The organism is Caballeronia sp. LZ033, from assembly GCF_031451265.1.
Taxonomy (GTDB): domain Bacteria; phylum Pseudomonadota; class Gammaproteobacteria; order Burkholderiales; family Burkholderiaceae; genus Caballeronia.
Genome location: NZ_JARUXQ010000003.1, coordinates 1,104,623 through 1,127,325 on the forward strand (window position 1 = coordinate 1,104,623; position 22,703 = coordinate 1,127,325).

Genomic DNA, 22,703 nt, shown 5'->3' on the forward strand with positions numbered 1-22,703 from the left:
TGCCGCGGCCGGCTATCTTCCCAGCAAGCCGAACACGGCCACGCCGCTCTTCGTGCCGACGTACACCTTGCCGTTCGCGATCATCGGCGTGATGAACTTGTTGCCGGGGCCGAACTGGTCCCGGCTGCCGGCGTCGTTGCTGCTGTAGAGCGCGTTGCGGAGATTGGTCGCGTCGAAGGCGCGCAAGACCCCCGTCGCGCCATTTTCCGCTGCCCACAAAATGGCGTTAGCCGTGCCGTTCGCCGAAATGGCCGGCGTCGCGCCCGGGTAACCGAATGTGATGTACGTCTGGCTCGTCGGCGTCCGCGACAGCGAAGCGTTCGACACCGCGAACGCCTTGATGCTGTCGCCGACCGCGCCGAAATAGACCGTGTTGTTGAAGTACGCGGGCGCGCCGAACATCGGGCCGGTGATCTGACCGACCAGCTCCTGATAGATGTGATCCGCGTTCGAATCGAACTTGCCCATCGAATAGCGGTTCACGACATAGATGGTCGCGTTCTTGCCCGCGCCCACCGCGAGATGACGCACGGTGCCGTTCACATCGACGAGATCGGGCAGAACCATCGCGCCGCCCGAGCCGAGGTCTTCATCCTCGTTCGTCAGTTGCACCGTGTTCGACGGCTGGAAATAATCCTGCACGCGCAGCGGCGAGAGATTGAGTCTCAGGAAGCCATTGCCGTAGTTGCCGTTGATCGGCATCTCGTGTTCGTTCTGCGTGGGATCGAAGGTGCCATTTCCATCGAGCAGATAGATCGCTTCTCCGTCCGAGGCCGGTCCCGCGCCGCTCATCCAGATCGCGCCCATCTGGCCGTTCGGCGTGACGTTCAGCACGCTCGCCTGTTGCAGCGTGTTGGCGTCGTAACCCATGACCCAGCCGGTGTACGGCAGGAAGTCGCAATGCGACGTCCACGCGGTGTAGATGACGCCGTTCAGCATCAGCAGGGACGCGCGCTCGACGTACTGGCCCGGATCGAACGTGAGCGTGCCGTTCACGCTGCCCGATCCGTTGCCGGGATAGGTCGCGCGAATGTCTGTCGGGCCGTTGAACAACTCGGCGCCGGTGGCGAGGTCGAGTGCGTGGATGCGCTGGTGATAAGCCCCCGCGCCGTCCTTCGACACACCGACGACATAGATCGCGCCATTCGGCCCGCGCGTGCGGTCGATGACCGGCGTCGCCGTCACGCCGATGCGCGGCGTGATCTGGCCGCAATTATGGTCGTCGCTCGGATTCTCGCCGCTACGCAGCGTCGAGACGCGCCAGAGCACTGTGCCGCTGTCGGCGTCGAAGGCATAGACGCTCGCGTTCTCGGTCGCGACGTACACCACGTTATGCGTGCCGCCCGCGATGTTCACGCCGGCGAGAAAGAGCGGCTGGGCATCGACAGGGCCATCGGCAGCGAAGATCGCGAGCTTGCCGAACGTACCGGAACGGACGTTGGCGGGCGTGAGGACTTTCTCGGCGAGTTGCTGGCCGGTGCGTGCAATGTCGTTGTGCCAGGTGAGGACATCCATGGGATTGGCAGCGGCATTCGTGCTCGCTTTTGAAACGCTGGCCGGCGTCTTCGCTGCCGATGCCGGATCGCTGCCGGAGTCGCCCCCGCTGCACGCGCCGATGATTACCGTGATCAGCACGGCGCCGAGTGCGGCGGTACAAGCGGATAGACGCGCATTCATTTGCAATCTCCTTCAGCGGAAGGCATGGACGGTTCAAACGGCGTGGAGCGACGACGGTGTCTGAGTAAAGCAATCGTAATGCCCCGTATTTTTGTGTCCTGATCGATCCCCGCATTACGTGATGGTGTACGAAAGCTGGCACTTTCGCTTCGCCGAACGTTCGGTTTGAAAGAAGTGAGCACGCGTGACGTGCTCCAGATTCGCAACACAGTGTTCAGTCACCACATACGAATGTGCCCGAGTGCACATAATTCGCCATTCATTTCGCTTACCGAACGGTTATTCCCTTTGCGGATTGCTAACCTTCGATCCAGAGTCTTTTCAGCACGTCTCGCGCTCATCAGGCTGCGTCTTTCGAAAGTCCCTCCACCCCGAGTGCTCTCGACGGGGATCGTGAAGCCGTCGCCAAGGACGGCTTCGGAAAGTCAGCCAAGGTGCGAAATCAAGTGGATTCCGGCGTGCATGCGTGTGCTCCCTCGCGGACCCGACGCTCCCTGCTGTGGGGCATGGCCGCACTCGCTTCGGGCGTCACGCCTTCATTCGTTCACGCGCAACACGGCGGGCCGGGGCCGGTCACGCCGCCCGTTCGTCTCGACGATGTCTGGCTCGTCGATCAGACCGGCAAGAACCGCCGTCTGAACGACTGGCTGCGCGGCGGCATCACGGCGCTGCAAACGGTCTACACCGGATGCGGCACGGTCTGTCCGCTGCAAGGCGCGCTCTTCAGCGCGGTCCAGGAACGGCTGCCAGGCATCCGGGCGCCTCGCCGCGTGCAATTGCAATTGCTATCGATTGGAATCGATCCGCTCTCCGACTCACCCGCCGCATTACGCGCCTGGCTCGCCCGCTTCGAGGCGGGACCCGCGTGGAATGCGGCGACGCCGGCGCTGGCGGATGTGGACCAGATGCGCGTGACGCTGTCGGGCAGCAAGACACCCCTCGGCAACCTCGCGGACCATTCGACGCAGGTCTATTGCTTCGATGCCGGCGCGACGCTGCGCTGGCGAAGCGCGGACCTTCCTCGCGTCGCTGACATCTGCGAGGTACTCGGCGCGCTTGCACGTGCATAACGGAGTCATTCACGGGGAGCAAGATCATGCGAGGCATCCGTTCGACGAAGAATGCGACTGACTGGCTCAAGCGCTGCATGCGCGTGCTGCTGGCAATCACGCTGCCGCTGGCTTGTGCATGCATGCCGGCCACGGTCCGCGCGCAGACCTACGGCCCGCTCACCGTGAACGGCACCAACCTGTGCGCCGACGTGAGCGGTGCCTCCGTCACGCAAGGCGCGCCCGTGCTCTCGTGGACCTGCTGGGGCGGCAACAACCAGCAATGGCTCCCTTCGGCCACCGGCACCCGCTATAACCTCATCAACCGGAACAGCAACCTGTGCATGGACGTCTCGGGGCGCAGCCTGAACCCCGGTGGCGTCATCATCCAGTGGCCTTGCAGCGGTGGGCCCAACCAGGCCTTCTCGATGGTGCCGCAAGGCGGCGGCTATGCGATCGTCGTGCAGCAAAGCGGCCTGTGCGTGAGCACGTCCAGCACCACCACGCAGGGTCCGCAGCTGACCCAGCAGATCTGCGACGGCAGCGCCGGGCAGACCTGGAGAGTCGGCGGCCTGCCGACACAAAAGCCGCCGCTGGTCTCGAAGTGGACGGCGCCCATCACGCTGCCCATCGTGCCGGTGCAGGCGGCCAATCTGCCCGACGGCACCGTGCTGGTCTGGTCCGCCGACAGCGCGCTCAACTTCACCACCGGCGAAGTCACGCCGGGCAAGACCTACACGGCGATCTTCAATCCCTCGACCGGCAAGAGCCGGCAGGTGATCGTGACCAACACCGGGCACGACATGTTCTGTCCGGGCATCGCCAACCTGCCGGATGGACGGATCTTCGTGACAGGCGGATCGGACACGCGCAATACGAGCATCTATTCGCCTTCGACGAATTCGTGGTCATCGAGCAATCTGATGAACATCCCGCGCGGCTATCAGGGCAGCGTGACACTGAGCAACGGCAGTGTGTTCCTGGTGGGCGGCTCGTGGAACGGCGGCCTCGGCGGCAAGACCGGCGAAACGTGGACGTCGGGTTCGGGCTGGCAAATCAACGGCGCGATCACCGACGACATCATCCTCACCAACGACGCCGCCGGCATCTTCCGCTCCGACAATCACGCATGGCTGTTCGCAGTCGGCAATGGACGCGTGTTTCATGCGGGACCGAGCCGCGCAATGCACTGGTTCGATACGGCGGGCAACGGCAACGTCACCGCGGCGGGCAATCGCGGCAACGACAACGACGCGATGAACGGCAACGCGGTCATGTACGACATCGGCAAGATTCTCGCGGTCGGCGGCGCGCCGAGCTACGACCAGTCGCAGGCGACGTCGAATGCCACGCTCATCGACATCAGCAGCGGCACGGCGGTGACGCGCGCCATCGCGCCGATGAGCTACCAGCGCGCCTTCAACAACAGCGTGGTGCTGCCGAACGGCCAGGTCGTGGTGGTGGGCGGGCAGACCTTCGCGGCGCCGTTCTCCGATGACAACGCCATCCTCACGCCGGAGATCTGGGACCCGGCTACCAATGCCTTTTCGCCGCTCAATCCGCAGGCCGTGCCGCGCGTGTATCACAGCATTGCGCTGCTCCTGACCGATGGACGCGTGCTGAGCGGCGGGGGCGGACTGTGCGGCACCTGCGCGACGAATCACACCGATGTGGAGATCCTGACGCCGCCGTATCTGCTCAACGCAGACGGCTCCGCCGCGTCGCGTCCGAGCCTCACGTCCGTGCCCACCGACGCGCAACTCGGCACGACGATCGTGGTCAACGCCAGCAAGGGCGTGAGCGCTTTTGCGCTGATGCGCTCGTCGTCGGTCACGCATTCGCTGAACAACGAACAACGGCGCGTGCCGCTGTCGTACAGCGTGGGGACTGCGGGCGAATATCACCTGAACGTTCCCGCCGATCCCGGCATCGTCGTGCCGGGCTACTACATGCTGTTTGCGCTGAACGCGAAGGGCGTGCCGAGCGTCGGGCGCGTGCTGCGCGTGCATTGAATGAGGCAGCTATGCGGTGGCATGGCGAGCGCGCTTGCGCTCGCTTGCCTGGCCCTTGCCGCTCATGCGCAGCAGACGTGCAGACCGGGCGACCTCGGCTGTGCGATCTTCATTGGCGAACACCCGCTGCACGCTCATTTGCGCGACGACACTCGCGCGCTGCCTTCGGCGACGACCCGCTGCGTCAATTGTCACGCCGCGACGCCGGGCGCAGCGGCCTCGGCGGCCTTCGCGCCGCCGCTCACGCATGACGCGCTGCTTGGTGAGACGCGTCGCCGGGGCGGACCGCCGAGCCACTATGACGCCGCGGCGTTCTGCCGTGCGCTTGAAAACGGCGTCGACCCGGCTGGCGTGATCCTGCGCAAGGCGATGCCGCGTTATCAGCCAAGCGACGCCGAATGCGCGGCGCTGTGGAGGTTCGTCACGACTCGTTGAGACTTCATGTGTTCGGCTTCGGCCCAACCTGGATCGAGGCACGAGGAAATCAACGTGTGCTGATCCTTCAACGAGTCAAAGCCTGGCTGCCTCAGCTGATCCGATAAGTCCTTCGAGCCATTTTTTTTTCATTATTTTTCGTCGTCTTTCTTCTACCTTGCTGACATTCGCGAAACATTTCGTATTATGAAGCGCTTGCTGAACAAGAGCGGAACAAGGGCGCGACTTCATCCCGACCACAGAAGACGACAAGGGACGACATGGCCAGCACACCGACCGTTTCCATCTGCCTGCCAAGCTGCGACCGGCCGGAATTGCTCGTCGAATGTCTCGACTCATGCCTTGCGCAGAGCTACCCGCACATCGAGATCCTGATCGGCGACGATTCGCGCGACGACGCCACGCAGCGGCTGATCGACACCCGCTATGCAGACGACGCCCGCATCCGCTATGTCCGCAACGATCCGCCGCTTGGCCAGGCGCGCAACGTCGCGAGTCTCTTCGAGCGCGCGTCCGGCACGCTGGTCATGCTGATTCACGACGACGATTACCTCGCGCTCACCGCCGTCGAACGGCTGGCGTCGTTGTGGGATCTCTACCCGCATCTCGAAGTGGCATTCGGCGACCAGCATGAAGTCGATGCCGCGGGCGTCATCGACCCGCAGCGCAGCGCCACGCTCAATGCCGCGTTTCATCGCACGCGCACCGCGCGCGGAATGCAGCCGCTTGCCGGACGAACCGGCCTCGTGCAGATGTTCCCCAACAATGGCTGGATGGCGCTTGCGCCGCTGGTCCGGCGCGTCGGCTATCGCGAAGAAGCGGCCGCCTGCTGCGACTTCGTGTTCGGCGTCGAGTTATGTCTCGCGGCATCGCATGTCTATTACTTGCACGACTACGTGTCGTATTACCGCAAGACGGCTGTTTCCATCTCGAACAGCACCCGCCTGTCGCCGCGCGCCGCCGCCCTCGTCGCCTGGTCGTTCGTGGTCGGCCTGCCGCTCGACGCTTCACTCGAACCGGCTCGCGCCATGGCGTTGCGCAGGCTCGCGCCGATCGTCGTCTCGCTGCGTGCGCGACAGGATGCGCCGCGCGCCGCGCTGCGCATCGCGCTTGCTCATCCGGATGCCTATGCTTATGGGCTGAGTCCGCGTCTCTACTACCATCTCGCGCTGATTGCGCGGGCGCTGCTTGCACGCGGCGTGCGCCAGCGTTCGGGGGCGCCGCGCTTTCCGTGAGAACGTCCGGCATTCCGAATGACCGTGCTAAATATCTTGTAAGAAATCCTGCCTGCGCCCTTCAGCTTGCGGGCAAACCCTCATAGAAAAAGAAGTCCTTGTTAACAAGGACCTTTTTCGCTCACCTACCCGCCCCGCGCCATCGTGTCCTAAAGGGCATCGTTTCACGGTCGATATATAAGCGGCTGATGAACAACATCCGCCGCGCGGCGGGCGAAGCCTCTTCGTCCGCCATCGCGCCCCGCGCCCAACGATGCAGCCCACCTAGAGATACCTATGTTTTCGACCATCAAAGGCCGTCTGGCCTTGGCCATGACCATGCTGAGCGCGCTTCTGATCGCGATCGGCGTGGTCGGACTGATCGGCATGAGCCGCTCCAACACCGTCACCCACGACCTGTTCTCCAATCAGATGCCCAGCGCCGTGTCGGTGGGCAACGCCGAAATGTTCATGGCGCGCGAGCGGCTGAGCTTTGACCGCGCCGCCCTCAACGTCGGCACGCCGGCGGCCGAGGAAGCCATCGGCCGGGGCGCGCTGATGCGCAAGATCTCCGACGACGCCTGGACCAAGTATTCCGGCCTGCCGCAAGCTCAGGGAGAAAAGGAACTCGCGGACAAGTTCAACACGGAGCGCCTCTCGCTGCAAAAGCTGATCGACCAAGGCTATGCCGACATTCGCGCGAAGGACCAGGCGAAGATCATCGACGATGCCAGCGCCATGCAGGCATCCTTCAACCAGTTCGCGAAAGCGGGCGTCGACCTGCGCAAGCTCCAGTTCGAACAGGCCAATCAGGCGTACGACGCCGGCCAGTCGACCTTCGACCTGTTCCGCACCGTCAACATCATCGCCATTCTCGTGGGCGTGGCCGCCGCGTTCTATACGTGGATCTCGCTGCGCAGCCGCATCTCCCGCCCGCTCGACGCCGCGCTCGCACAGTTCGACGCCATCGCATCGGGCGACCTGCGCCGCAGCGTCAGCATCACGTCGAACGACGAAATGGGCCAGTTGCTGCGCGGCCTCGCGGCCATGCAGTCGAGCCTCATCGACACCGTGCGCACGGTACGCGGCGGCAGCGAGTCGATTGCATCGGCGACCAAGCAGATCGCGGCAGGCAACATCGATCTGTCTTCGCGCACGGAACAGCAGGCTTCGGCGCTTCAGGAAACCGCATCGAGCATGGATGAGCTGACCGGCACCGTGAAGCAGAACGCCGACAACGCGCGTCAGGCCAGCGTGCTCGCGGCCAATGCTTCGGACATCGCCGGCAAGGGCAGCCAGGTGGTCTCGCAAGTCGTGACCACGATGGGCGAGATCAATCAAAGCTCGTCGAAGATCGCGGACATCATCACGATCATCGAAGGCATCGCGTTCCAGACCAACATCCTTGCATTGAACGCGGCAGTGGAAGCGGCACGCGCCGGTGAGGAAGGACGCGGCTTCGCCGTGGTGGCGGGTGAAGTGCGATCGCTCGCGCAACGCTCGTCGGCGGCGGCGAAGGAAATCAAGGAACTGATCGACAACTCGGTGGAACGCGTGCAGTCGGGCACGGCGCTCGTCGATGAAGCCGGCCGCACGATGACCGAAATCAGCACGGCCGTGCAGCGCGTGACGGACATCATGGGCGAGATCGCGGCGGCCTCCGAGGAACAAAGCGGCGGTATCGATCAGGTGGCGCGCGCCGTCACGCAGATGGACGAAGTGACGCAGCAGAACGCGGCGCTCGTCGAGGAAGCGGCGGCAGCGGCGCAGTCGCTCGAAGACCAGGCCGGCGCGCTGCGCACGGCGGTGGAAACCTTCCGCCTGCAGGACGAAGGCATGCGCGCAAGCGCCTGAGCCTTTAACTGCAAGCGGTGACCCGCGGCTCGCGTTCCGAAGGAAACGCGGGCCGCGTCTGCTTTCAGACCTTGAGTACGCGCTTGCGCTTCGCTTCGCACTTGATGACCGGCACGGAGACGCGCTCCCGCAAGTACTCCACCGTGCGCGCGCAACGTGCGGGCAGCGGCCACTCGGCGCGATGAATGAGCCATAGCGTATCGATGACCGGCGCGCCGCACTCCATGACGCCGATCTCCTCCTCCCGGCCAAACGCAATGCGCGCGTAACGCGGAATCACGGTGAAGCCGAGCCCGCGCGCGACGAATTCGAGGATCAGGCTGATCTGATTGCTGAAGCCCTGCCGCCGCAGACTGCCGACGCCCGGATTGCCCGGAAAGCGCCGGCTCAGCAGACGGCTGGCGGTGGCGTGCGCTTCGGGATAGTCGATGAAACCGAGCCGTTCCAGATCGCTCCATTCGTGCACGTCTTCATGCGCGGGCACGACGAGTTCCAGCGGCTCCTCGATGAAACGGCTTGCGGCAAGACGCGGATCGTCCGGCTTCAGCGCGACGATCCCGAGGTCGTAGCGGCTTTCCAGCACGGCGTCGAGCACTTCGGAATCCGGCGCGAAGCGATGCCGCATTTTCCATTCGGGCCGTTGCTGTTGCAGGTCGAGCAGCAACGGAAACAGCACCAGCCCGATGCTGCCCGGCGTAATCAGTCCAACTTCACCCGCTTCGTCTTCCTGGTCGGACAGGCGCGATGTGAGCCGCCGGTCGGCCAGTTCCATCTCGCCGCAATAGTCGAGCAGCGCGCGGCCCGCCGGCGTCAGCTCGATGCCACGCGGCCGGCGCACCACCAGCAAGCCAAGCTGATCTTCGAGGTGACGCAGATGCTGGCTGACGGCGGCCTGGGTCAGATCCAGCCGTTCAGCCGCGCGCGTGAAGTTGCCGAGTTCGACGAGCGCAAGGAAAGTACGAAGCCACTGCGGATTGAGCATTACGAAATCTTATTGAAGCGATAATCGTCGGATAGTTTTAATTATAACGAGGTAAGGGTAATCTCGGATGCCTCAACTCACTCGACCGCTTTCAGGGAACTCCGGATGTCAGCACTTTTCACTCCCTTCACATTGAAGGACGTCACGTTGCGCAACCGCATCGCCATCCCGCCGATGTGCCAGTACAGCGCCATCGACGGCTTCGTCAACGATTGGCACCTCGCGCATTACACGAGCCTTGCACGCGGCGGCGCGGGCCTCGTGATCGTCGAGGCGACCGCCGTGTCGCCGGAAGGACGCATCACGCCGGGCTGCACGGGCCTCTGGGACGATGCGCAGATCGAAGGCATGAAGCAGATTGCGTCGGCCATCAAGGCGGCGGGCGCGGTGCCCGGCATCCAGATCGCGCATGCGGGACGCAAGGCAAGCGCGAACCGTCCGTGGGAAGGCGACGACCACATCGAAGCCGGCGATTCGCGTGGCTGGGACACGATCGCGCCGTCGGCGGTGGCGTTCGGCGGCGGTCTGCCGAAGGTGCCCGCCGCGATGACGCTGGACGACATCGCGCGCGTGAAGGCGGACTTCGCCGCCACGGCGCGCCGCGCCCGTGAGGCCGGCTTCGAATGGCTCGAACTGCACTTTGCGCACGGTTATCTCGCGCAGAGCTTCTTCTCCGTCGATGCCAATCAGCGCGACGATCAATACGGCGGCGACTTGGCCGGCCGCAGCCGCTTCATCGTCGAGACCTTCGACGCCGTGCGCGATGTCTGGCCGGAGAACCTGCCGCTGACGGCGCGCTTCGGCGTGATCGAATACGACGGCCGCGACGAAGTCACGCTCGTGGAATCGATCGAACTGACGAAGACGCTGCGCGGCAAGGGACTCGACCTGATGAGCGTGAGCGTGGGCTTCTCGACGCCGGATGTGAGCATTCCGTGGGGTCCGGCATTCCTCGGGCCGGTGGCGCAACGCGTGCGACAAGAAGCCGAGGTCCCGGTGGCGTCCGCATGGGGTTTCGATTCGCCGCCGAACGCGGAACACGCGGTGGCATCCGGCCAGCTCGATCTCGTGATGATCGGCCGCGCGCATCTTTCGAATCCGCACTGGCCGTATCACGCGGCGAAGCAGTTGAAAATCGAAAAGCCGTCGTGGGCGCTGCCTGCGCCGTACGCGCACTGGCTCGAACGCTACGCCGTCGCCGAGTGACCAACGCTTCGGCTAGCGTGCCTTGCGGATCGCAGCGCGGGCCGCTTGCGCCGCGAGGTCTGCATACAGCTCGGCCCACTTGCCGAGCAATGAACTGTCGTTGGTGAGAAACAGCGGCGCGGTGAGCCAGGCGTTCACCGTGCCGTCGCGCGAACTGTCTTCGAACACGCGCAGATCGCGATCCTCGCTGACGCCCGCCCGCGCCAGTTCCGCGAACGACAACGCCTCTTCCACGCGCGATTCATGCAGCGGTACGTCGCGCAGCATCGACAACGCGGTGCGCGCCCGGCGCGTCGCGCTCTCGCGGTTCTCGGCAAGGATGAAGATCACCAGCGCGGCAGGCGTCGCCATCCGCAGGCGATAAAGCTGCGCACGACAGCGTTCGCTCAGTTGCGTGCTCATCGGACCGGCTCCATGCCGTGACGCGCCTTGACGGCGTCCGCTTCGGGAGAAGCGGCGTAGGTGAGAAACTCGCGTGCGAGTCCGGGCGCGCTCGCCGTGGCCGCGATTGCACCCGTGAAGACCGTAAGCGTCTGGATGGAGGCCGGCAGCATGCCGAGCACATCGATGCCCGCGATCCCGATCATCTCGCTCATCTGCTGGAATCCCAGTTCCACGTCGCCACGCGCGATCAGCGTGCCGACCGCGACACCCGGCTGCGCCTGCACGCAGCGCGCCGCGATACGCTCGGCAATGCCCCAGCGCTCGAACAACTGCGTCAGATAGACGCCGCTCGGACCGGTCGAATAACCGATACTGCGCGCCGCCCGCACCGCTTCGCGCACGTCGGCTTCATCGTGCATGCGCGGATGCGGCGCCCCGGCCTTCACGGCGACCGCCACGCCCGAGAGCGCGATCGGCACGCGGCTTTGCGGATCAACGTGACCCGCCGCAGCGAGCTGGTCGATCACGTTCGACGCCAGCACGACGATATCCATCGCCTCGCCTTCCTCGACGCGCTTGCGCGCCGCCACGCCGCCCACGGACCCGATGACGACGCGCCGGCCCGAGTGCGCCGTGAAGGACGCGGCAAGCTCGTCGAGCAGACGGCGCGTGGCCATCGACGAAAGGCCGTTCAATGCAACATCGGTCATTGCTCGAATCAGTCGATATAGCGCAGACCCGCCCGTTCGAGCGGCTCGCGCATGCTGTACATGTCGAGCCCGAGTATGCCACTCGCGAGTTTCTCGCGCTTTCCGGCTTCGAGCGCCTCGCGCGCGGACGCCTTGTCGAGCACCTGACGCGCGGACGCGGCCGGCACCACGACGACGCCGTCGTCATCCGCGACGATTACGTCGCCCGGCGTCACCAGCGCGCCCGCGCAGACCACCGGCACGTTCACCGAGCCGAGCGTCGCCTTCACGGTGCCCTTGGCCGAGATGGCCTTGCTCCAGACCGGGAAGTTCATCTCGGTCAGCACGCGCACGTCGCGCACCCCGCCGTCGATGATGAGCCCCGTCGCGCCGCGCGCCTTGAAGCTGGTCGCGAGCAGGTCGCCGAAGAAGCCGTCCGTGCAGTCCGCCGTACAGGCCGCGACCACGATGTCGCCGGGCCGGATCTGTTCGGCCGCGACGTGCAGCATCCAGTTGTCGCCTGGTTGCAGCAGCACCGTTACCGCCGTGCCGCTGACCTGAGCGCCGACGAAAACCGGCCGCATATACGGCTTCATCAAGCCGACGCGCCCCATGGCTTCATGCACGGTGGCCGAGCCGAGTGCACAGAGCTTCGCGGCGGCTTCCGCATCCGCGCGTTCGATGTTGCGATACACCACTCCCAGTTCAAACATGATCAACGTCCCTTTGCCTTGAGCGCCGCATCCAGACGCGGATATACGCGGCGCGCGTTGCCTTCGTAAATCTTGTAGCGCGCTTCGGGCTCGATCTGCGCGGCCTCGACATAGCGCTTCGTATCGTCGAAATAATGCCCGGTTTCCGGATCGATGCCACGCACCGCGCCGATCATCTCGCTCGCGAACAGGATGTTGTCGACGGGAATCACCCGCGTCAGCAAGTCGATGCCCGGCTGGTGATACACGCAGGTGTCGAAGAACACGTTATTGAGCAAATGATCCTTCAACAAGGGCTTTTTCAGTTCCTGCGCGAGACCGCGGAAGCGGCCCCAGTGATACGGCACCGCGCCGCCGCCATGCGGAATCACGAACTTGAGGGTCGGGAAATCGCGGAACAGGTCGGACGTCAGGCACTGCATGAACGCCGTGGTGTCCGCGTTCAGGTAATGCGCGCCGGTGGTGTGGAAGCACGCGTTGCAGCTCGTGCTGACGTGGATCATCGCGGGGATGTCGTACTCGACCATCTTCTCGTACAGCGGATACCAGCTGCGGTCCGAGAGCGGCGGGCTGGTCCAGTGTCCGCCCGACGGATCCGGATTCAGGTTCACCGCCACGTTGCCGTATTGCTCGACGCACTTCACCAGTTCGGGAATGCATGTCGCGACATCCACGCCCGGGCTTTGCGGCAGCATCGCGGCCGGCACGAAAGAGTCGGGAAACAACTGGCTCACGCGATGGCACAGCTCGTTGCAGATCGCGGCCCACGTGCTCGACACCTCAAAGTTGCCGATGTGATGCGCCATGAAGCTCGCGCGCGGGCTGAACACGGTGAGGTCGAGGCCGCGCTCGCGCATCAGGCGCAGCTGATTGCTTTCGATCGACTCGCGCAGTTCGTCGTCGCTGATGCGCAGTTCCGAGACGGCGGGTTTTTCCGCCGGGCTCCTGATGCCGGCGATCTGCCGGTTGCGCCATGCTTCGAGCGCCTTGGGCGCGGTGGTGTAGTGACCGTGTATGTCGATGATCATCCGTGATTGCTCCTGGAACTAGTGTGCTGCGGTGGTCTGCGCATGCGCTTCGTCGACGTGCGTGCGTTGCGCGACCAGAATCGAAATGGCGGCGAGCGTCGCGGGCACGGCGAGCATCGCGAGGATCGCGCCGAATTCCCAGCCGAGGCCCAGCAGTGCGCCGCCGAAGGCGGAACCGAAGATGCTGCCGAAGCGGCCCATGCCGAGCATCCAGCTCACGCCGGTGGCGCGCGCGACGGTCGGATAGCGGCTCGGCGCGAAGGCGTTGAGGCCGGTCTGCGCACCGCTCATGCAGAAGCCCGCCGCGAACACCAGCACCGCGAGCGACGACGACAGCGCGCCGATCCACGCCAGGCCCAGCACGCAGATCGCTCCGCCGAGGTAGGCGGCGCTGATGACCGGCGCGGGCCGCGCCCGGTCCATGATCCAGCCGACCAGGATCGCGCCGATCGTGCCGCCGATCTGGAACATCGCGGTGACGTTGGCGGCCGCCGAGACCGTGAGGCCCGCGTCCTTCATCAGCGTCGGCAGCCAGCCCGTCAGCAGGTAGATCACCAGCAGGCCCATGAAGTACGTGACCCACAGCGCGGCGGTCAGCAAACCATAGCCGTGCGAGAACAGCACGCCGATCGGCTTCTTGGTGGGCAGCGGCGGCTCTTGCGACACGAAGGTTTCGCTGCCGTCGAAGCGCTCGCCGCACACGCGGCCCAGCACCTTGCCGATGCGTTGCGCGGTCGCGCCGCGCACGGCGAGCAGACGCGCCGACTCGGGCAGCAGCCACATTTGCAGCGGGATCAACACGAGCGGCAACGCGCCGCCGAAGATCAGCACCGAACGCCAGCCATGCACCGGGATCAGCGCGCCCGCGACGAAGCCGATCAGCGCCGAGCCGAGATTGAAGCCCGTGAACATGATCGTGATGAGCAGCGCGCGCTTGCGTTGCGGCGCGTATTCGGAGAGCAGCGTGGTGGTATTCGGCATGGCGGCGCCGAGGCCGATGCCGGTCAGCAGGCGCAGCAACGCCATGCTGGCGGGCGAGTTCGTGAACGCGGTCGCGATGGTGAACACGCCGAACAGGAACACCGAGGTGATGAGCACCCACTTCCGGCCGATGCGGTCCGAAGCCGGTCCCGCCGCCAGCGCGCCGATCACGAGGCCCAACGGCGCCGCGCTCATGACGAGCCCGAACGCGGGCCGCGAGATGTGCCAGTCCGCGATGATCGAGGGCGCGACGAAGCCCATGATGGCCACGTCCATGCCGTCCGCCGCGACGACCAGAAAGCACAGCGCCACCAGCAGCCACTGGTAGGCGGAGATCGGGCGCTCGTCGATGAAGCGCTTGATGTCGATGGTTTTACCGTTTGTCATGTCTGTCTCCTCCACGTGTCGTTCAGTTCTTGGTCTGGTCCCAGTCGAGCTTGTCGGCGCTCTTGCCCGCGACCGAATACAGCGCACCGGGCGCATTGCGGGTCTTCTGGAATTCCTCGAGAGTTTCGCAGCGCATGGCGGCATAGATATGCAGGTTCGAGATGCCCGTTACCGCGCCGAGCTTTTCCAGCATGAAGAAGATGACGCCGTAGTGCAGCAGGCCGCGCCAGTCGCGGCGGCGGATCAGGTCGCGTTCCTCTTCGGAAAGGCCGGCTGCTGCGAAGCTCGCTTCTTCATCGGCCTTGAAGGCTTCACGATGCGCGGGCTCCACCATGCGATGGAGGTAATCGTTGATGCGATAAGCGCGCACGGCGGTTTCGATGGAGAACGGATAGGTGCCTTCGAGCTTCTCGACATCGGTGAGCTCGACCGCCATCTTATGGCGATGACGCTCGATGATCGCGGGCTTGGTCTCGCTGCCCTCGCCTTCGTAGATCGCCGTGGCGATGCCGGCCATCGACGGCAGGTAGTAGCTGCGATGCTTGCACACCACATTCGAAGACAACGCGCCGCGCATCGTAAGCCACATGATGACTTCGGCGCCTTCGTAGCCGCCGAGCGTCGCGTACTCAGCGAGCGTCATGTTCGCCAGTTGTTCGGGATCGCGCTCGAACAGGTCGAGGAAGCGCGCGTCCCACTCCGTGTTGTTGAAGCCCGCGCGTTCGCCGTGAACCTGATGCGAGAGGCCGCCGGTCGCGAGAATCGCCACCTTGAGGTCTTCCGGATAGCTCTCGATGGCGCGACGCAGCGCCTGCCCGAGCTTGTAGAAGCGGCGCGCGCTCGGCACCGGCAATTGCAGCACGCCCATTTGCAGCGGCACGAGCTTGACCGGCCACTCGGGCTTGTGCGGACACAGCATCGAGAGGGGCGAGAAGCAGCCGTGATCGAGCGGCTTGTTCTGGAAGAACGACATGTCGAACTCGTCGCTCATCAGCGACGTGCCGATGTGCGCGGCCAGTTCCGGATGGCCCTTGATCGGCGGCAGGTCGCGCGCGCCGCCGCCTTCGTCCGCGACGCTCCATTCGGGACCGACGCCCAGCGTGAACGCCGAGTAGTGATCGAAGAAGAACGACGTGACGTGGTCGTTGTAGATCGAGATGATGACGTCAGGCTTTTTCTCGGCGAGCCAGTCGGCGAGCGGCGCGAAGTTTTCGAAGATCGGCGCCCAGACGGGATCGTCGCGCTTGTTCTTGTCGAACGCGAAACCGATAGTCGGCGTGTGCGAGGCGGCAATGCCTCCAATGATCCGTGCCATGTGCGCTACTCCTTCGAAATGCGTCGCCGGGCGGGCTTGCTTCAGGGAAAACTGAATTCGAAGGGTAGCGGAGATTGCGTCTTTTCTGGGACTACGCGTTAACCAGAAGATAGCTTTTATGGAAGCTTGCTGATGCGCCCGGAACGGCGCTGCGGCGGGCCTTTGCGGCAGTTTTTCACGAGCCGCTTTCCGCGTATCGCGATAAACAAAACAGATGGCGGGTGAAGCAGGACGCAAGGACCGGCGTGGAATTGGTTGTTTGTAAACGAAACCTGAACTGGTGCAAAGAAACCTGTCTTGGCGGAATTTCGCAAATACACCCGTACTGGATCCATCTCTCTGCCACCTCTTTGCAAACAAAGCTGTTTTCAGCGCCCTAACTCTCTGTTTTTACGGATAGTTTTCCCCTGCTCTCGCACGTCCATGTTTGCAACACCCGCTCGGCGCCAAATATTTGTATCTGCGTCCAAGCGCACCCGGCCTTGCTTCCGGTCGGCTCGCAGCGCATTCTGATGCTGCCGACGTGGCTTCTTCTGAGACCGTGGCAGCGTGCAGGCATTCACGGTCACGGTTCCCGCCGCCTTCGCCGACAAGTGCCTGTTGCGACGCGTGGACCGCTTTCAGCAACGGCATCCGTATTAAGACCTGCGCATCGATACAAGCAATCGACTCGTCGACTTTACATCTGACCGGGTCGATGTCGGCATTCGCTACGGCGCCGGCACATGGTCCGGACTTACCTCCACGTTCCTGTTGAGAGACAAGTTTTTTCCGGTGTGCAGTCCCGCTCTGTTACGCGGCAAACAGAAATTGAAGACGCCAGCCGACTTACAGCACCATCTCCTGATTCAGGATGCGTCGATGCGGTCGTCGGGCGTGTTTCCAACATGGCGCTCATGGCTCCAGAAAGCCGGTTGCCGGAATGTTGTCGATTGCAATCGCGGCATCCGGATAAACGACTCTCCAGCCGCCTACCAGACGGCCATTTCGGGCAACGGCGTTGCGCCGGGACGGACGACCCTCGTCGAGCATGACCTGAAAGAGGGGAAGCTCGTGAAGCCGTTCGATGTCGTGCAGCGCTGCGAGCTTGCGTACTACCTGGTGCACAAAAAACGCAGTGAAAGCGCTCCGCCGATCATTGCTTTCAAGGAATGGTTGATAGCTGAGGCGGGAAGCCGCGCATAGCGATCGCATTCGCCGTCGATATGAAATTCAGGTGAGCCTTTCTCCGGGGTTCTTAGGGACGTTTTAGCTCGCGAGATGGTGCGTTATCGTTCGGCGACTTGAGACTGGTTCGACTTCGCGTATAGCGTTCTCCTTCCTACTTTATCCCGCACATTGATTCCACGCTCCTGACCTTATTCCGCCAAACCTCGGAGCATTACGCGCATGACCGCTCAGGATCACAATTTCATCCCGCAATGCTAATGAAAGGCATTCGCCCGCAATTCGAGCAAGAATTCGAAGCTGCCCGCCATAGACCTCGAATCAAAGACCGCATTCTTAACCTGAAAACGTCGCAGTCCAGCGCGATGTCAATCGCGTAGATCGCGACGGCCTGCCGATAGACGCGCTTGAACAGGACTACGCAAAGCTAGAGGGGCGCGTTGCGATTTTCCGTTTGAAATCATAAAAGCCCACGTCGACGACGGTCAATACTCGGTCGAACTCGCGACGATGCATCACATCGAACAGGAACTGCCGATGTACCGCGAGATTTTCCCGTACCTGCGGGATCGCCAATGGCGATTGTGGATCGCACCGGAGAACAGCGGCGGCTTCGTGACATCTGATCATCCCGTGAGCATCGTCTGGCAGGAACGTCCCACTGTCGGCAGCATGCTGGGGTTCGCATCTCCGAAATCGTCCCTGGCCTTTCCGCTTTCAAGGACCATGGCCATTGCCGGGCATTTCGATGCTCAGGGTGGCACTTATGTCGCATCGCACGAACAGGTGGCAACTATCAATACAATTGTCATCTGCTTTGCAGATCGCCAGGTATATTCGGATGATGAGCAATTCAGATAGATGCTGGACAGACAAATCAAGAGGAACAGCGAGGCCGACCTCCGCAATGACCTGCTTGCCATCCGTAAGGGTGATGCCCGATAGTCAGCGCTATATGATTGCTTCATCGAAGCAACACGTCATAAGCGGCTTGGTTGGATCGCGCGTCAATGCCGATGCACCGAAAAGATCGTTGCAAAATCTCAGGCCTTGTTGAGGATTGTTCGACGCCTGCCTCTGCCTGACGCAACATCAGCTTCGTGAACCTGTGACCGGCAGCACGCGACCCGCTTCGGCCAGTTGCCGGCGAGCAATGAACGTCAGAAACTATCCCGCGACCGGACACTCAGACAGGGCACGATGTCGGAGCGGGTTCGCTAAATGCTCTTCGCAGTAACTGGCAACGCCGAAGCGCGCTTTTCCCGGTGGGCGATCAAACCACCGGCGTCGGATTTATTCACCCAACAGAAATACAAGCATCATTTCCTGCACGGCTTCGACCATCTGAACGCCGTTCGCCGTCTTGCAACCCGCCGCTTGCGCCGCCGCCAGAAGCGGCGTGACTCCATGCCCGGCAATCACGTCGCCAACGAACATTGACGCATCGAGTAGATCGCGCCGCAGGGGAAGCGGATCATCTCCGTGCAGCCCCATGGGGGTTGCGTTGAACACGAGGGTGCATCCTGTCGGATTGGCTGGACCAACGCGCACGCGGCGCCGGTCGGGCTCTCCAAGTTTTCCGGCGAGCCAGGCCGAACGAGCTTCGTCAGCGTCGTGAATGATGAGTTCACTGATGCCTGCCTCCAGCAAAGCGATGGCGATCGCGCTCCCTGCCGCTCCAGCGCCGATCAGCAATGCCCGGCCGTCACTCACGTGTGCACCGTGATCGGTCTGGGCCTTTACGAACGCGAGCCCGTCGAGCATGTCGCCGTGCCACGTTCCGTCCGCGTTCCGTCGCATGACGCTGACCGCACCCAGCAACCGTGCAGTATCGGAAACGCTGGCGCAATAAGCAAACGCCGACTGCTTATGTGGCATCGTGACAAGCAGTCCGTCGACGTTTGCGGTCAACGTCAATGCACGCATGACCACGTCTAGGTCGTCGTTGGCAACCTGCATGGGCAGGCAAAGCGCATTGTGGCCTCGCGCGACGAAGCCACGAGTCAGCTTCTGCGGCGATTTAACGAATCTGATCGGATCGCCGATGATCGGAAACAGCCGTGTAGCGCCGTTCAATTTCTCAGTCATCTGGCTTACCTTGTGTCATACCGGTTGTCACGTTCGCTGCGTTCTCCGCGGTCGCGCCGCACGGAGAGATCTTGACCGTTGCATAAGGCGCCTGCCGGCTTGTCCTGGAGTTGAGATACTAGCTGTTGCGGTATTTGATCCCGTATGCGTCGTCGACCCTGTCATTGAGCGCATTCGCTGCTGACTCGAAGCTCACGTCTCGCGTCATGCCGGCAACGCGAATTCTTCCGCCCCGCTGCGGCAGGGCGGCCTGATACCAACGGGATGCCAGGCCGTTGTAGGCGCCCACGTAGAGATCGCCGTCGACGACGACCGACCAGATCCATGTCGGCGTGCCATGCGTGACACCATCGTCGCGCAATGGCGACACGTGAAGATCGTCGCTCGCCGCGATCGCCGCAAGCTCATCCGTGGACCACGATGTCATTCGATTACCTCGGCATATCGGGCGATCGGTGCGGCACGCCGTGGCGGGACATCAACCCGGGCGGTGCGCAAGGACGTCCTTTACAACGGGCAGCGCTGTAAAGACATTGGGCCAACCGGCATAGAAGGCCAGTTGAGTCATCACTTCGGATGCCTGTTCCGCGGTCAAGCCATTGTCCATCGCGCGGTTCAGGTGATAGGTGAGTTGCGCGACCTGTCCCGATGCAACCAGCGCGCTGACGGTGACAAGACTGCGATCCCGTGGTGCCAGACCGGGTCTTAACCACAAGTCATTGAACAGCGTGTCGCGGGTGAATTGAACGACCCCAGGCGACACCATCCCGAAGTTCTGTTGCACCGTGCTTTCTCGCTGCGCCTCTGCGGCTTTGTCGAGAGGAAGAAGCTCGACGGTCGAGCTTGGCAACTGTGCCGCAGTGATTCCCCGTCTCTCGAATACGGTACTCGTCACTCTCGCAGCAGCGGTGGCGTTGGCCCAACCGGAATAAAACGCGAGGTGAGTGATGATCTCCGAGATTTCACTGGGTTTGAGTCCGCTGTCGAGCGCGAGATCGAGATAGAACGGCAACTCGGTGCTCTGATTTCGGACAGTCAGCACGGAGAGCGTCACGACGCTTCGGTCTCGTGCAGACAGTTGCGGACGCTTCCACAGATCGCCCAGCAGCACTTCGTTCGTGTATTGCTCGAGCGCAGGCGACACTTTGCTCATCGCGGCGAAGGCGGGGGTGGAGGTCGAGGTATCCCGACTGGACATATCAGGTTTCCTTTCGGGTTGCGAGCAGGCAGCAGTGCCCAGCGCCAGGGACAGTATTGCCATCGCACATATCCTCATTGACTGGATCTCCGGTAGCCTGGCCCGCATTGAAGTCATTCGATCAGCGCATCGCGCTTTGGCAGAAATCTATCGCGACCCGCTGTCTGCGACTAGAGGCTAGAATCGGCAAACACCTATGAAGTGAGTTCATCAATGCGACGCGAAAGCTACAACGACCTGCTTGCACTTATCGCCGTCGCGCGCGAGCGCAGCTTCACGCGTGCCGCCGCGCAGCTCGGTGTATCCCAATCCGCCCTGAGTCATACCATCCGGGCGCTCGAAGCGCGGCTCGGTATGCGGCTACTGACCCGCACGACGCGCAGCGTGGCACCAACTGAGGCTGGCGAGCGGCTCATCCGGACCGTCGCACCGTGTTTCGAAGAGATCGATTCAGAACTGGCGGCCGTGTCGGAGTTCCGCGACAAACCTGCGGGCACGATTCGCATTACCGCAACCGACCACGCGACAGAGACGATCCTGTGGCCCAGGCTGGCACCGGTCCTGCATGACTATCCGGACCTCAAGGTGGAAATCATCACCGACTATGGGCTCTCGGATATCGTGGCAGACCGCTTCGACATCGGGGTTCGACACGGCGATCAGGTCGCCAGGGACATGATCGCCGTTCGCCTCGCGCCGGCCATGCGCATGGCGATTGTCGGCACGCCGCAATACCTGAAGACGCGCGCGTCGCCCAAAAAGCCCCAAGACCTCACCGCACACAACTGCATCAATCTTCGCTTACCGACTTTAGGTAGCTTCTACTCGTGGGAGTTGAAGAAAGGCCGTCGCGAGGTGCAGGTTCGCGTCGACGGCCAGCTCGCTTTCAACGGCACCTACCAGATGCTGGCTGCGGCGTTGTCGGGCTATGGCCTCGCCTATGTTCCCGCGGACCTTGCCCAGCCGCACGTTGAAGCGGGGCGCCTCGTCAAAGTGCTGGATGACTGGTGTCCCACGTTCCCGGGCCTGCATGCGTGCTATGCAACCCGCCACGAGTTCTCGCGCGCGATGACCGTCGTGATCGACGCGATCCGCTATCGCAAGGGTGATCCTGACCACGGGTAACGAAATTTATTCATGAATTCACTTCATGAGGTTTTGCCGTTTTACATGCTTTATCGCTAGAAACCCCTGCCCTATCATTTTCATACGGACGGCGCGAAGCGCGCCAGTGAGCACGTCCCTTCACGATGTGCACGCAACGCTAACCGCAGGCACTGCCTGTATGGAGATGATGAGCATGAACTACCGACACCTAGGGCGAAGCGCCCTGAAAGTTTCGCCCCTGTGTCTGGGCACGATGATGTTCGGCGGCGAAACGGATGAAGCAGGCTCGCGCCGGATCATCGACAAGGCATACGATCAGGGAATCAATTTTCTGGACACTGCTGACGTCTATCACGTGGGTCGATCCGAGGAAATTGTTGGGCGCGCAATCGCGGAGCGGCGCAACGACTGGGTCGTGGCGACCAAGTTCGGGTATCCGGCTTCGGCGAACGCTCGCCCGAACGAGCAGGGGCAGTCGCGCAAATGGATCTGCCAGACGGTCGACGCCAGCCTGAAGCGCCTGGGCACCGACTACATCGATGTTCTCTATTTTCATCGCTCCCTGGTCGAGGCCCCGCTCGAAGAAGGGGTTCGTGCCATCGGCGATCTGATCCGCCAGGGCAAGGTGCGTTACTTCGGTCTCTCCAACTTCCGTGCGTGGCGTGTCGCGGAAATCGTGCGCCTGGCCGATCAGATGGGCATCGATCGACCCGTGGCGATCGAGCCGGTCTACAACCTGGTCGACCGTACCGCCGAGCTAGAACTGATGCCTGCAGCCGGCCATTACGGCATCGGCGTCGTGCCCTACAGCCCGCTCGCGCGAGGCGTACTGACCGGCAAATACTCGCCCGATGGCGCCCCCCCGGCCGATTCGCGCGTTGCGCGTGGCGACAAACGCATCCAGCAGACCGAGTGGCGTCCTGAGTCGCTCGCCATCGCGCAAAACGTCGCGGCGCACGCCGCCGCGCGCGGCACCCATGCGATTGCGTTCGCGATCGCATGGGTGCTCCGGAACCAGCTGGTCAGCTCGGCAATCGCCGGGCCGCGCACGGAAGCGCACTGGGATAGCTACATGGACGCTTTGACGCTGCAACTGGGACCGGACGACGAGAAGTTTGTCGACAGTCTGGTTCCTCCCGGCCATGCATCGACACCAGGTTATACGGATCCCAACTATCCGGTTGAAGGCCGCCGCGTCGGTTGACCCGTCCGCGCGT

21 protein-coding genes are annotated in these 22,703 nt (G+C 63.1%); 10 read left to right on the plus strand and 11 right to left on the minus strand.

What is annotated here, in order from left to right; translation table 11 throughout:
* Window positions 1-12: 12 nt before the first annotated feature.
* The gene (locus tag QCE62_RS26255) at window positions 13-1,677 is read right to left on the minus strand and encodes a PQQ-binding-like beta-propeller repeat protein (protein WP_309924924.1); all 1,665 of its coding nucleotides are present in this window, start codon (window positions 1,675-1,677) and stop codon (window positions 13-15) included.
* 506 nt (window positions 1,678-2,183) lie between these two features.
* On the opposite strand from QCE62_RS26255, the gene QCE62_RS26260 reads away from it, so the two are divergent.
* The 5 genes from QCE62_RS26260 to QCE62_RS26280 all read left to right on the plus strand — a co-directional run bounded on the left by QCE62_RS26260 (window position 2,184) and on the right by QCE62_RS26280 (window position 8,241).
* Window positions 2,184-2,747, plus strand: a complete 564-nt coding sequence (locus QCE62_RS26260; RefSeq protein WP_309924925.1) for an SCO family protein — start codon at window positions 2,184-2,186, stop codon at window positions 2,745-2,747.
* Window positions 2,748-2,773: 26 nt separating this feature from the next.
* On the plus strand, window positions 2,774-4,738 hold the full coding sequence (locus QCE62_RS26265) for an RICIN domain-containing protein (protein ID WP_309924926.1): 1,965 nt from the start codon (window positions 2,774-2,776) through the stop codon (window positions 4,736-4,738).
* Window positions 4,739-4,759: 21 nt separating this feature from the next.
* The gene (locus QCE62_RS26270; protein ID WP_309924927.1) at window positions 4,760-5,173 is read left to right on the plus strand and encodes a hypothetical protein; all 414 of its coding nucleotides are present in this window, start codon (window positions 4,760-4,762) and stop codon (window positions 5,171-5,173) included.
* Between the two features lie 260 nt (window positions 5,174-5,433).
* Window positions 5,434-6,408, plus strand: coding sequence for a glycosyltransferase family 2 protein (locus tag QCE62_RS26275; protein ID WP_309924929.1), 975 nt, complete (start codon window positions 5,434-5,436; stop codon window positions 6,406-6,408).
* Between the two features lie 276 nt (window positions 6,409-6,684).
* Entirely contained in the window at window positions 6,685-8,241 is a 1,557-nt protein-coding gene (locus tag QCE62_RS26280; RefSeq protein WP_309924931.1) for a methyl-accepting chemotaxis protein, read from the plus strand.
* 64 nt (window positions 8,242-8,305) lie between these two features.
* Here the strand turns inward: QCE62_RS26280 and QCE62_RS26285 are convergent, their stop codons facing one another.
* A complete protein-coding gene (locus QCE62_RS26285; RefSeq protein WP_309924933.1) occupies window positions 8,306-9,223 on the minus strand; it encodes a LysR family transcriptional regulator in 918 nt (305 codons plus the stop codon).
* A 105-nt stretch (window positions 9,224-9,328) separates the two neighbouring features.
* Here QCE62_RS26285 and QCE62_RS26290 point away from each other — a divergent pair, with 105 nt between their 5' ends.
* Window positions 9,329-10,429 (plus strand): NADH:flavin oxidoreductase/NADH oxidase, encoded by a 1,101-nt coding sequence (locus QCE62_RS26290; protein WP_309924934.1) that lies wholly within the window; start codon window positions 9,329-9,331, stop codon window positions 10,427-10,429.
* Between the two features lie 12 nt (window positions 10,430-10,441).
* Here QCE62_RS26290 and QCE62_RS26295 read toward each other — a convergent pair whose 3' ends face one another.
* From QCE62_RS26295 to QCE62_RS26320, 6 genes are read right to left on the minus strand one after another with little or no spacing between them, the layout of a single operon-like run.
* Window positions 10,442-10,831, minus strand: coding sequence for a hypothetical protein (locus tag QCE62_RS26295; RefSeq protein ID WP_309924935.1), 390 nt, complete (start codon window positions 10,829-10,831; stop codon window positions 10,442-10,444).
* Window positions 10,828-11,523 carry a substrate-binding domain-containing protein gene (locus QCE62_RS26300; protein ID WP_309924937.1) on the minus strand — a complete coding sequence of 232 codons (696 nt, stop codon included), beginning with the start codon at window positions 11,521-11,523 and terminating at the stop codon, window positions 10,828-10,830. The genes QCE62_RS26295 and QCE62_RS26300 overlap by 4 nt, the downstream gene beginning before the upstream one ends.
* A gap of 8 nt (window positions 11,524-11,531) precedes the next feature.
* A complete protein-coding gene (ligK, locus tag QCE62_RS26305) occupies window positions 11,532-12,215 on the minus strand; it encodes a 4-carboxy-4-hydroxy-2-oxoadipate aldolase/oxaloacetate decarboxylase (protein ID WP_309924938.1) in 684 nt (227 codons plus the stop codon).
* Between the two features lie 2 nt (window positions 12,216-12,217).
* Window positions 12,218-13,243, minus strand: coding sequence for an amidohydrolase family protein (locus QCE62_RS26310; RefSeq protein WP_309924940.1), 1,026 nt, complete (start codon window positions 13,241-13,243; stop codon window positions 12,218-12,220).
* Between the two features lie 18 nt (window positions 13,244-13,261).
* Window positions 13,262-14,611 (minus strand): aromatic acid/H+ symport family MFS transporter, encoded by a 1,350-nt coding sequence (locus QCE62_RS26315; RefSeq protein WP_309924941.1) that lies wholly within the window; start codon window positions 14,609-14,611, stop codon window positions 13,262-13,264.
* Window positions 14,612-14,633: 22 nt separating this feature from the next.
* On the minus strand, window positions 14,634-15,926 hold the full coding sequence (locus tag QCE62_RS26320; RefSeq protein WP_309924942.1) for a gallate dioxygenase: 1,293 nt from the start codon (window positions 15,924-15,926) through the stop codon (window positions 14,634-14,636).
* A gap of 651 nt (window positions 15,927-16,577) precedes the next feature.
* Between QCE62_RS26320 and QCE62_RS26325 the strand changes: the two genes are divergently transcribed.
* A complete protein-coding gene (locus QCE62_RS26325) occupies window positions 16,578-17,111 on the plus strand; it encodes a LysR substrate-binding domain-containing protein (RefSeq protein WP_309925317.1) in 534 nt (177 codons plus the stop codon).
* A gap of 492 nt (window positions 17,112-17,603) precedes the next feature.
* On the plus strand, window positions 17,604-17,954 hold the full coding sequence (locus tag QCE62_RS26330) for a DUF4238 domain-containing protein (protein WP_309924944.1): 351 nt from the start codon (window positions 17,604-17,606) through the stop codon (window positions 17,952-17,954).
* 432 nt (window positions 17,955-18,386) lie between these two features.
* Here QCE62_RS26330 and QCE62_RS26335 read toward each other — a convergent pair whose 3' ends face one another.
* From QCE62_RS26335 to QCE62_RS26345, 3 genes are all read right to left on the minus strand, one after another.
* Entirely contained in the window at window positions 18,387-19,181 is a 795-nt protein-coding gene (locus QCE62_RS26335; protein ID WP_309924945.1) for a shikimate dehydrogenase, read from the minus strand.
* A gap of 118 nt (window positions 19,182-19,299) precedes the next feature.
* The gene (locus QCE62_RS26340; protein WP_309924946.1) at window positions 19,300-19,608 is read right to left on the minus strand and encodes a DUF2255 family protein; all 309 of its coding nucleotides are present in this window, start codon (window positions 19,606-19,608) and stop codon (window positions 19,300-19,302) included.
* Window positions 19,609-19,659: 51 nt separating this feature from the next.
* Window positions 19,660-20,442, minus strand: a complete 783-nt coding sequence (locus QCE62_RS26345) for a carboxymuconolactone decarboxylase family protein (protein ID WP_409017915.1) — start codon at window positions 20,440-20,442, stop codon at window positions 19,660-19,662.
* A gap of 150 nt (window positions 20,443-20,592) precedes the next feature.
* On the opposite strand from QCE62_RS26345, the gene QCE62_RS26350 reads away from it, so the two are divergent.
* Together QCE62_RS26350 and QCE62_RS26355 are read left to right on the plus strand one after the other, a co-directional pair.
* A complete protein-coding gene (locus tag QCE62_RS26350) occupies window positions 20,593-21,504 on the plus strand; it encodes a LysR family transcriptional regulator (RefSeq protein WP_309924948.1) in 912 nt (303 codons plus the stop codon).
* Between the two features lie 175 nt (window positions 21,505-21,679).
* On the plus strand, window positions 21,680-22,690 hold the full coding sequence (locus QCE62_RS26355) for an aldo/keto reductase (RefSeq protein ID WP_309924949.1): 1,011 nt from the start codon (window positions 21,680-21,682) through the stop codon (window positions 22,688-22,690).
* Window positions 22,691-22,703 lie beyond the last annotated feature (13 nt).

Coding starts and splice junctions, on each gene's coding strand:
- QCE62_RS26285 (WP_309924933.1), bottom strand. CDS start 9,223: ATGCTCAATCCGCAGTGGCTTCGTACTTTCCTTGCGCTCGTCGAACTC.
- QCE62_RS26330 (WP_309924944.1), top strand. CDS start 17,604: ATGCATCACATCGAACAGGAACTGCCGATGTACCGCGAGATTTTCCCG.
- QCE62_RS26310 (WP_309924940.1), bottom strand. CDS start 13,243: ATGATCATCGACATACACGGTCACTACACCACCGCGCCCAAGGCGCTC.
- QCE62_RS26345 (WP_409017915.1), bottom strand. CDS start 20,442: ATGGCAATACTGTCCCTGGCGCTGGGCACTGCTGCCTGCTCGCAACCC.
- QCE62_RS26275 (WP_309924929.1), top strand. CDS start 5,434: ATGGCCAGCACACCGACCGTTTCCATCTGCCTGCCAAGCTGCGACCGG.
- QCE62_RS26350 (WP_309924948.1), top strand. CDS start 20,593: ATGCGACGCGAAAGCTACAACGACCTGCTTGCACTTATCGCCGTCGCG.
- QCE62_RS26270 (WP_309924927.1), top strand. CDS start 4,760: ATGGCGAGCGCGCTTGCGCTCGCTTGCCTGGCCCTTGCCGCTCATGCG.
- QCE62_RS26295 (WP_309924935.1), bottom strand. CDS start 10,831: ATGAGCACGCAACTGAGCGAACGCTGTCGTGCGCAGCTTTATCGCCTG.
- QCE62_RS26300 (WP_309924937.1), bottom strand. CDS start 11,523: ATGACCGATGTTGCATTGAACGGCCTTTCGTCGATGGCCACGCGCCGT.
- QCE62_RS26355 (WP_309924949.1), top strand. CDS start 21,680: ATGAACTACCGACACCTAGGGCGAAGCGCCCTGAAAGTTTCGCCCCTG.
- QCE62_RS26280 (WP_309924931.1), top strand. CDS start 6,685: ATGTTTTCGACCATCAAAGGCCGTCTGGCCTTGGCCATGACCATGCTG.
- QCE62_RS26320 (WP_309924942.1), bottom strand. CDS start 15,926: ATGGCACGGATCATTGGAGGCATTGCCGCCTCGCACACGCCGACTATC.
- QCE62_RS26260 (WP_309924925.1), top strand. CDS start 2,184: ATGGCCGCACTCGCTTCGGGCGTCACGCCTTCATTCGTTCACGCGCAA.
- QCE62_RS26290 (WP_309924934.1), top strand. CDS start 9,329: ATGTCAGCACTTTTCACTCCCTTCACATTGAAGGACGTCACGTTGCGC.
- QCE62_RS26335 (WP_309924945.1), bottom strand. CDS start 19,181: ATGACTGAGAAATTGAACGGCGCTACACGGCTGTTTCCGATCATCGGC.
- QCE62_RS26255 (WP_309924924.1), bottom strand. CDS start 1,677: ATGAATGCGCGTCTATCCGCTTGTACCGCCGCACTCGGCGCCGTGCTG.
- QCE62_RS26265 (WP_309924926.1), top strand. CDS start 2,774: ATGCGAGGCATCCGTTCGACGAAGAATGCGACTGACTGGCTCAAGCGC.
- QCE62_RS26315 (WP_309924941.1), bottom strand. CDS start 14,611: ATGACAAACGGTAAAACCATCGACATCAAGCGCTTCATCGACGAGCGC.
- ligK (WP_309924938.1), bottom strand. CDS start 12,215: ATGTTTGAACTGGGAGTGGTGTATCGCAACATCGAACGCGCGGATGCG.
- QCE62_RS26340 (WP_309924946.1), bottom strand. CDS start 19,608: ATGACATCGTGGTCCACGGATGAGCTTGCGGCGATCGCGGCGAGCGAC.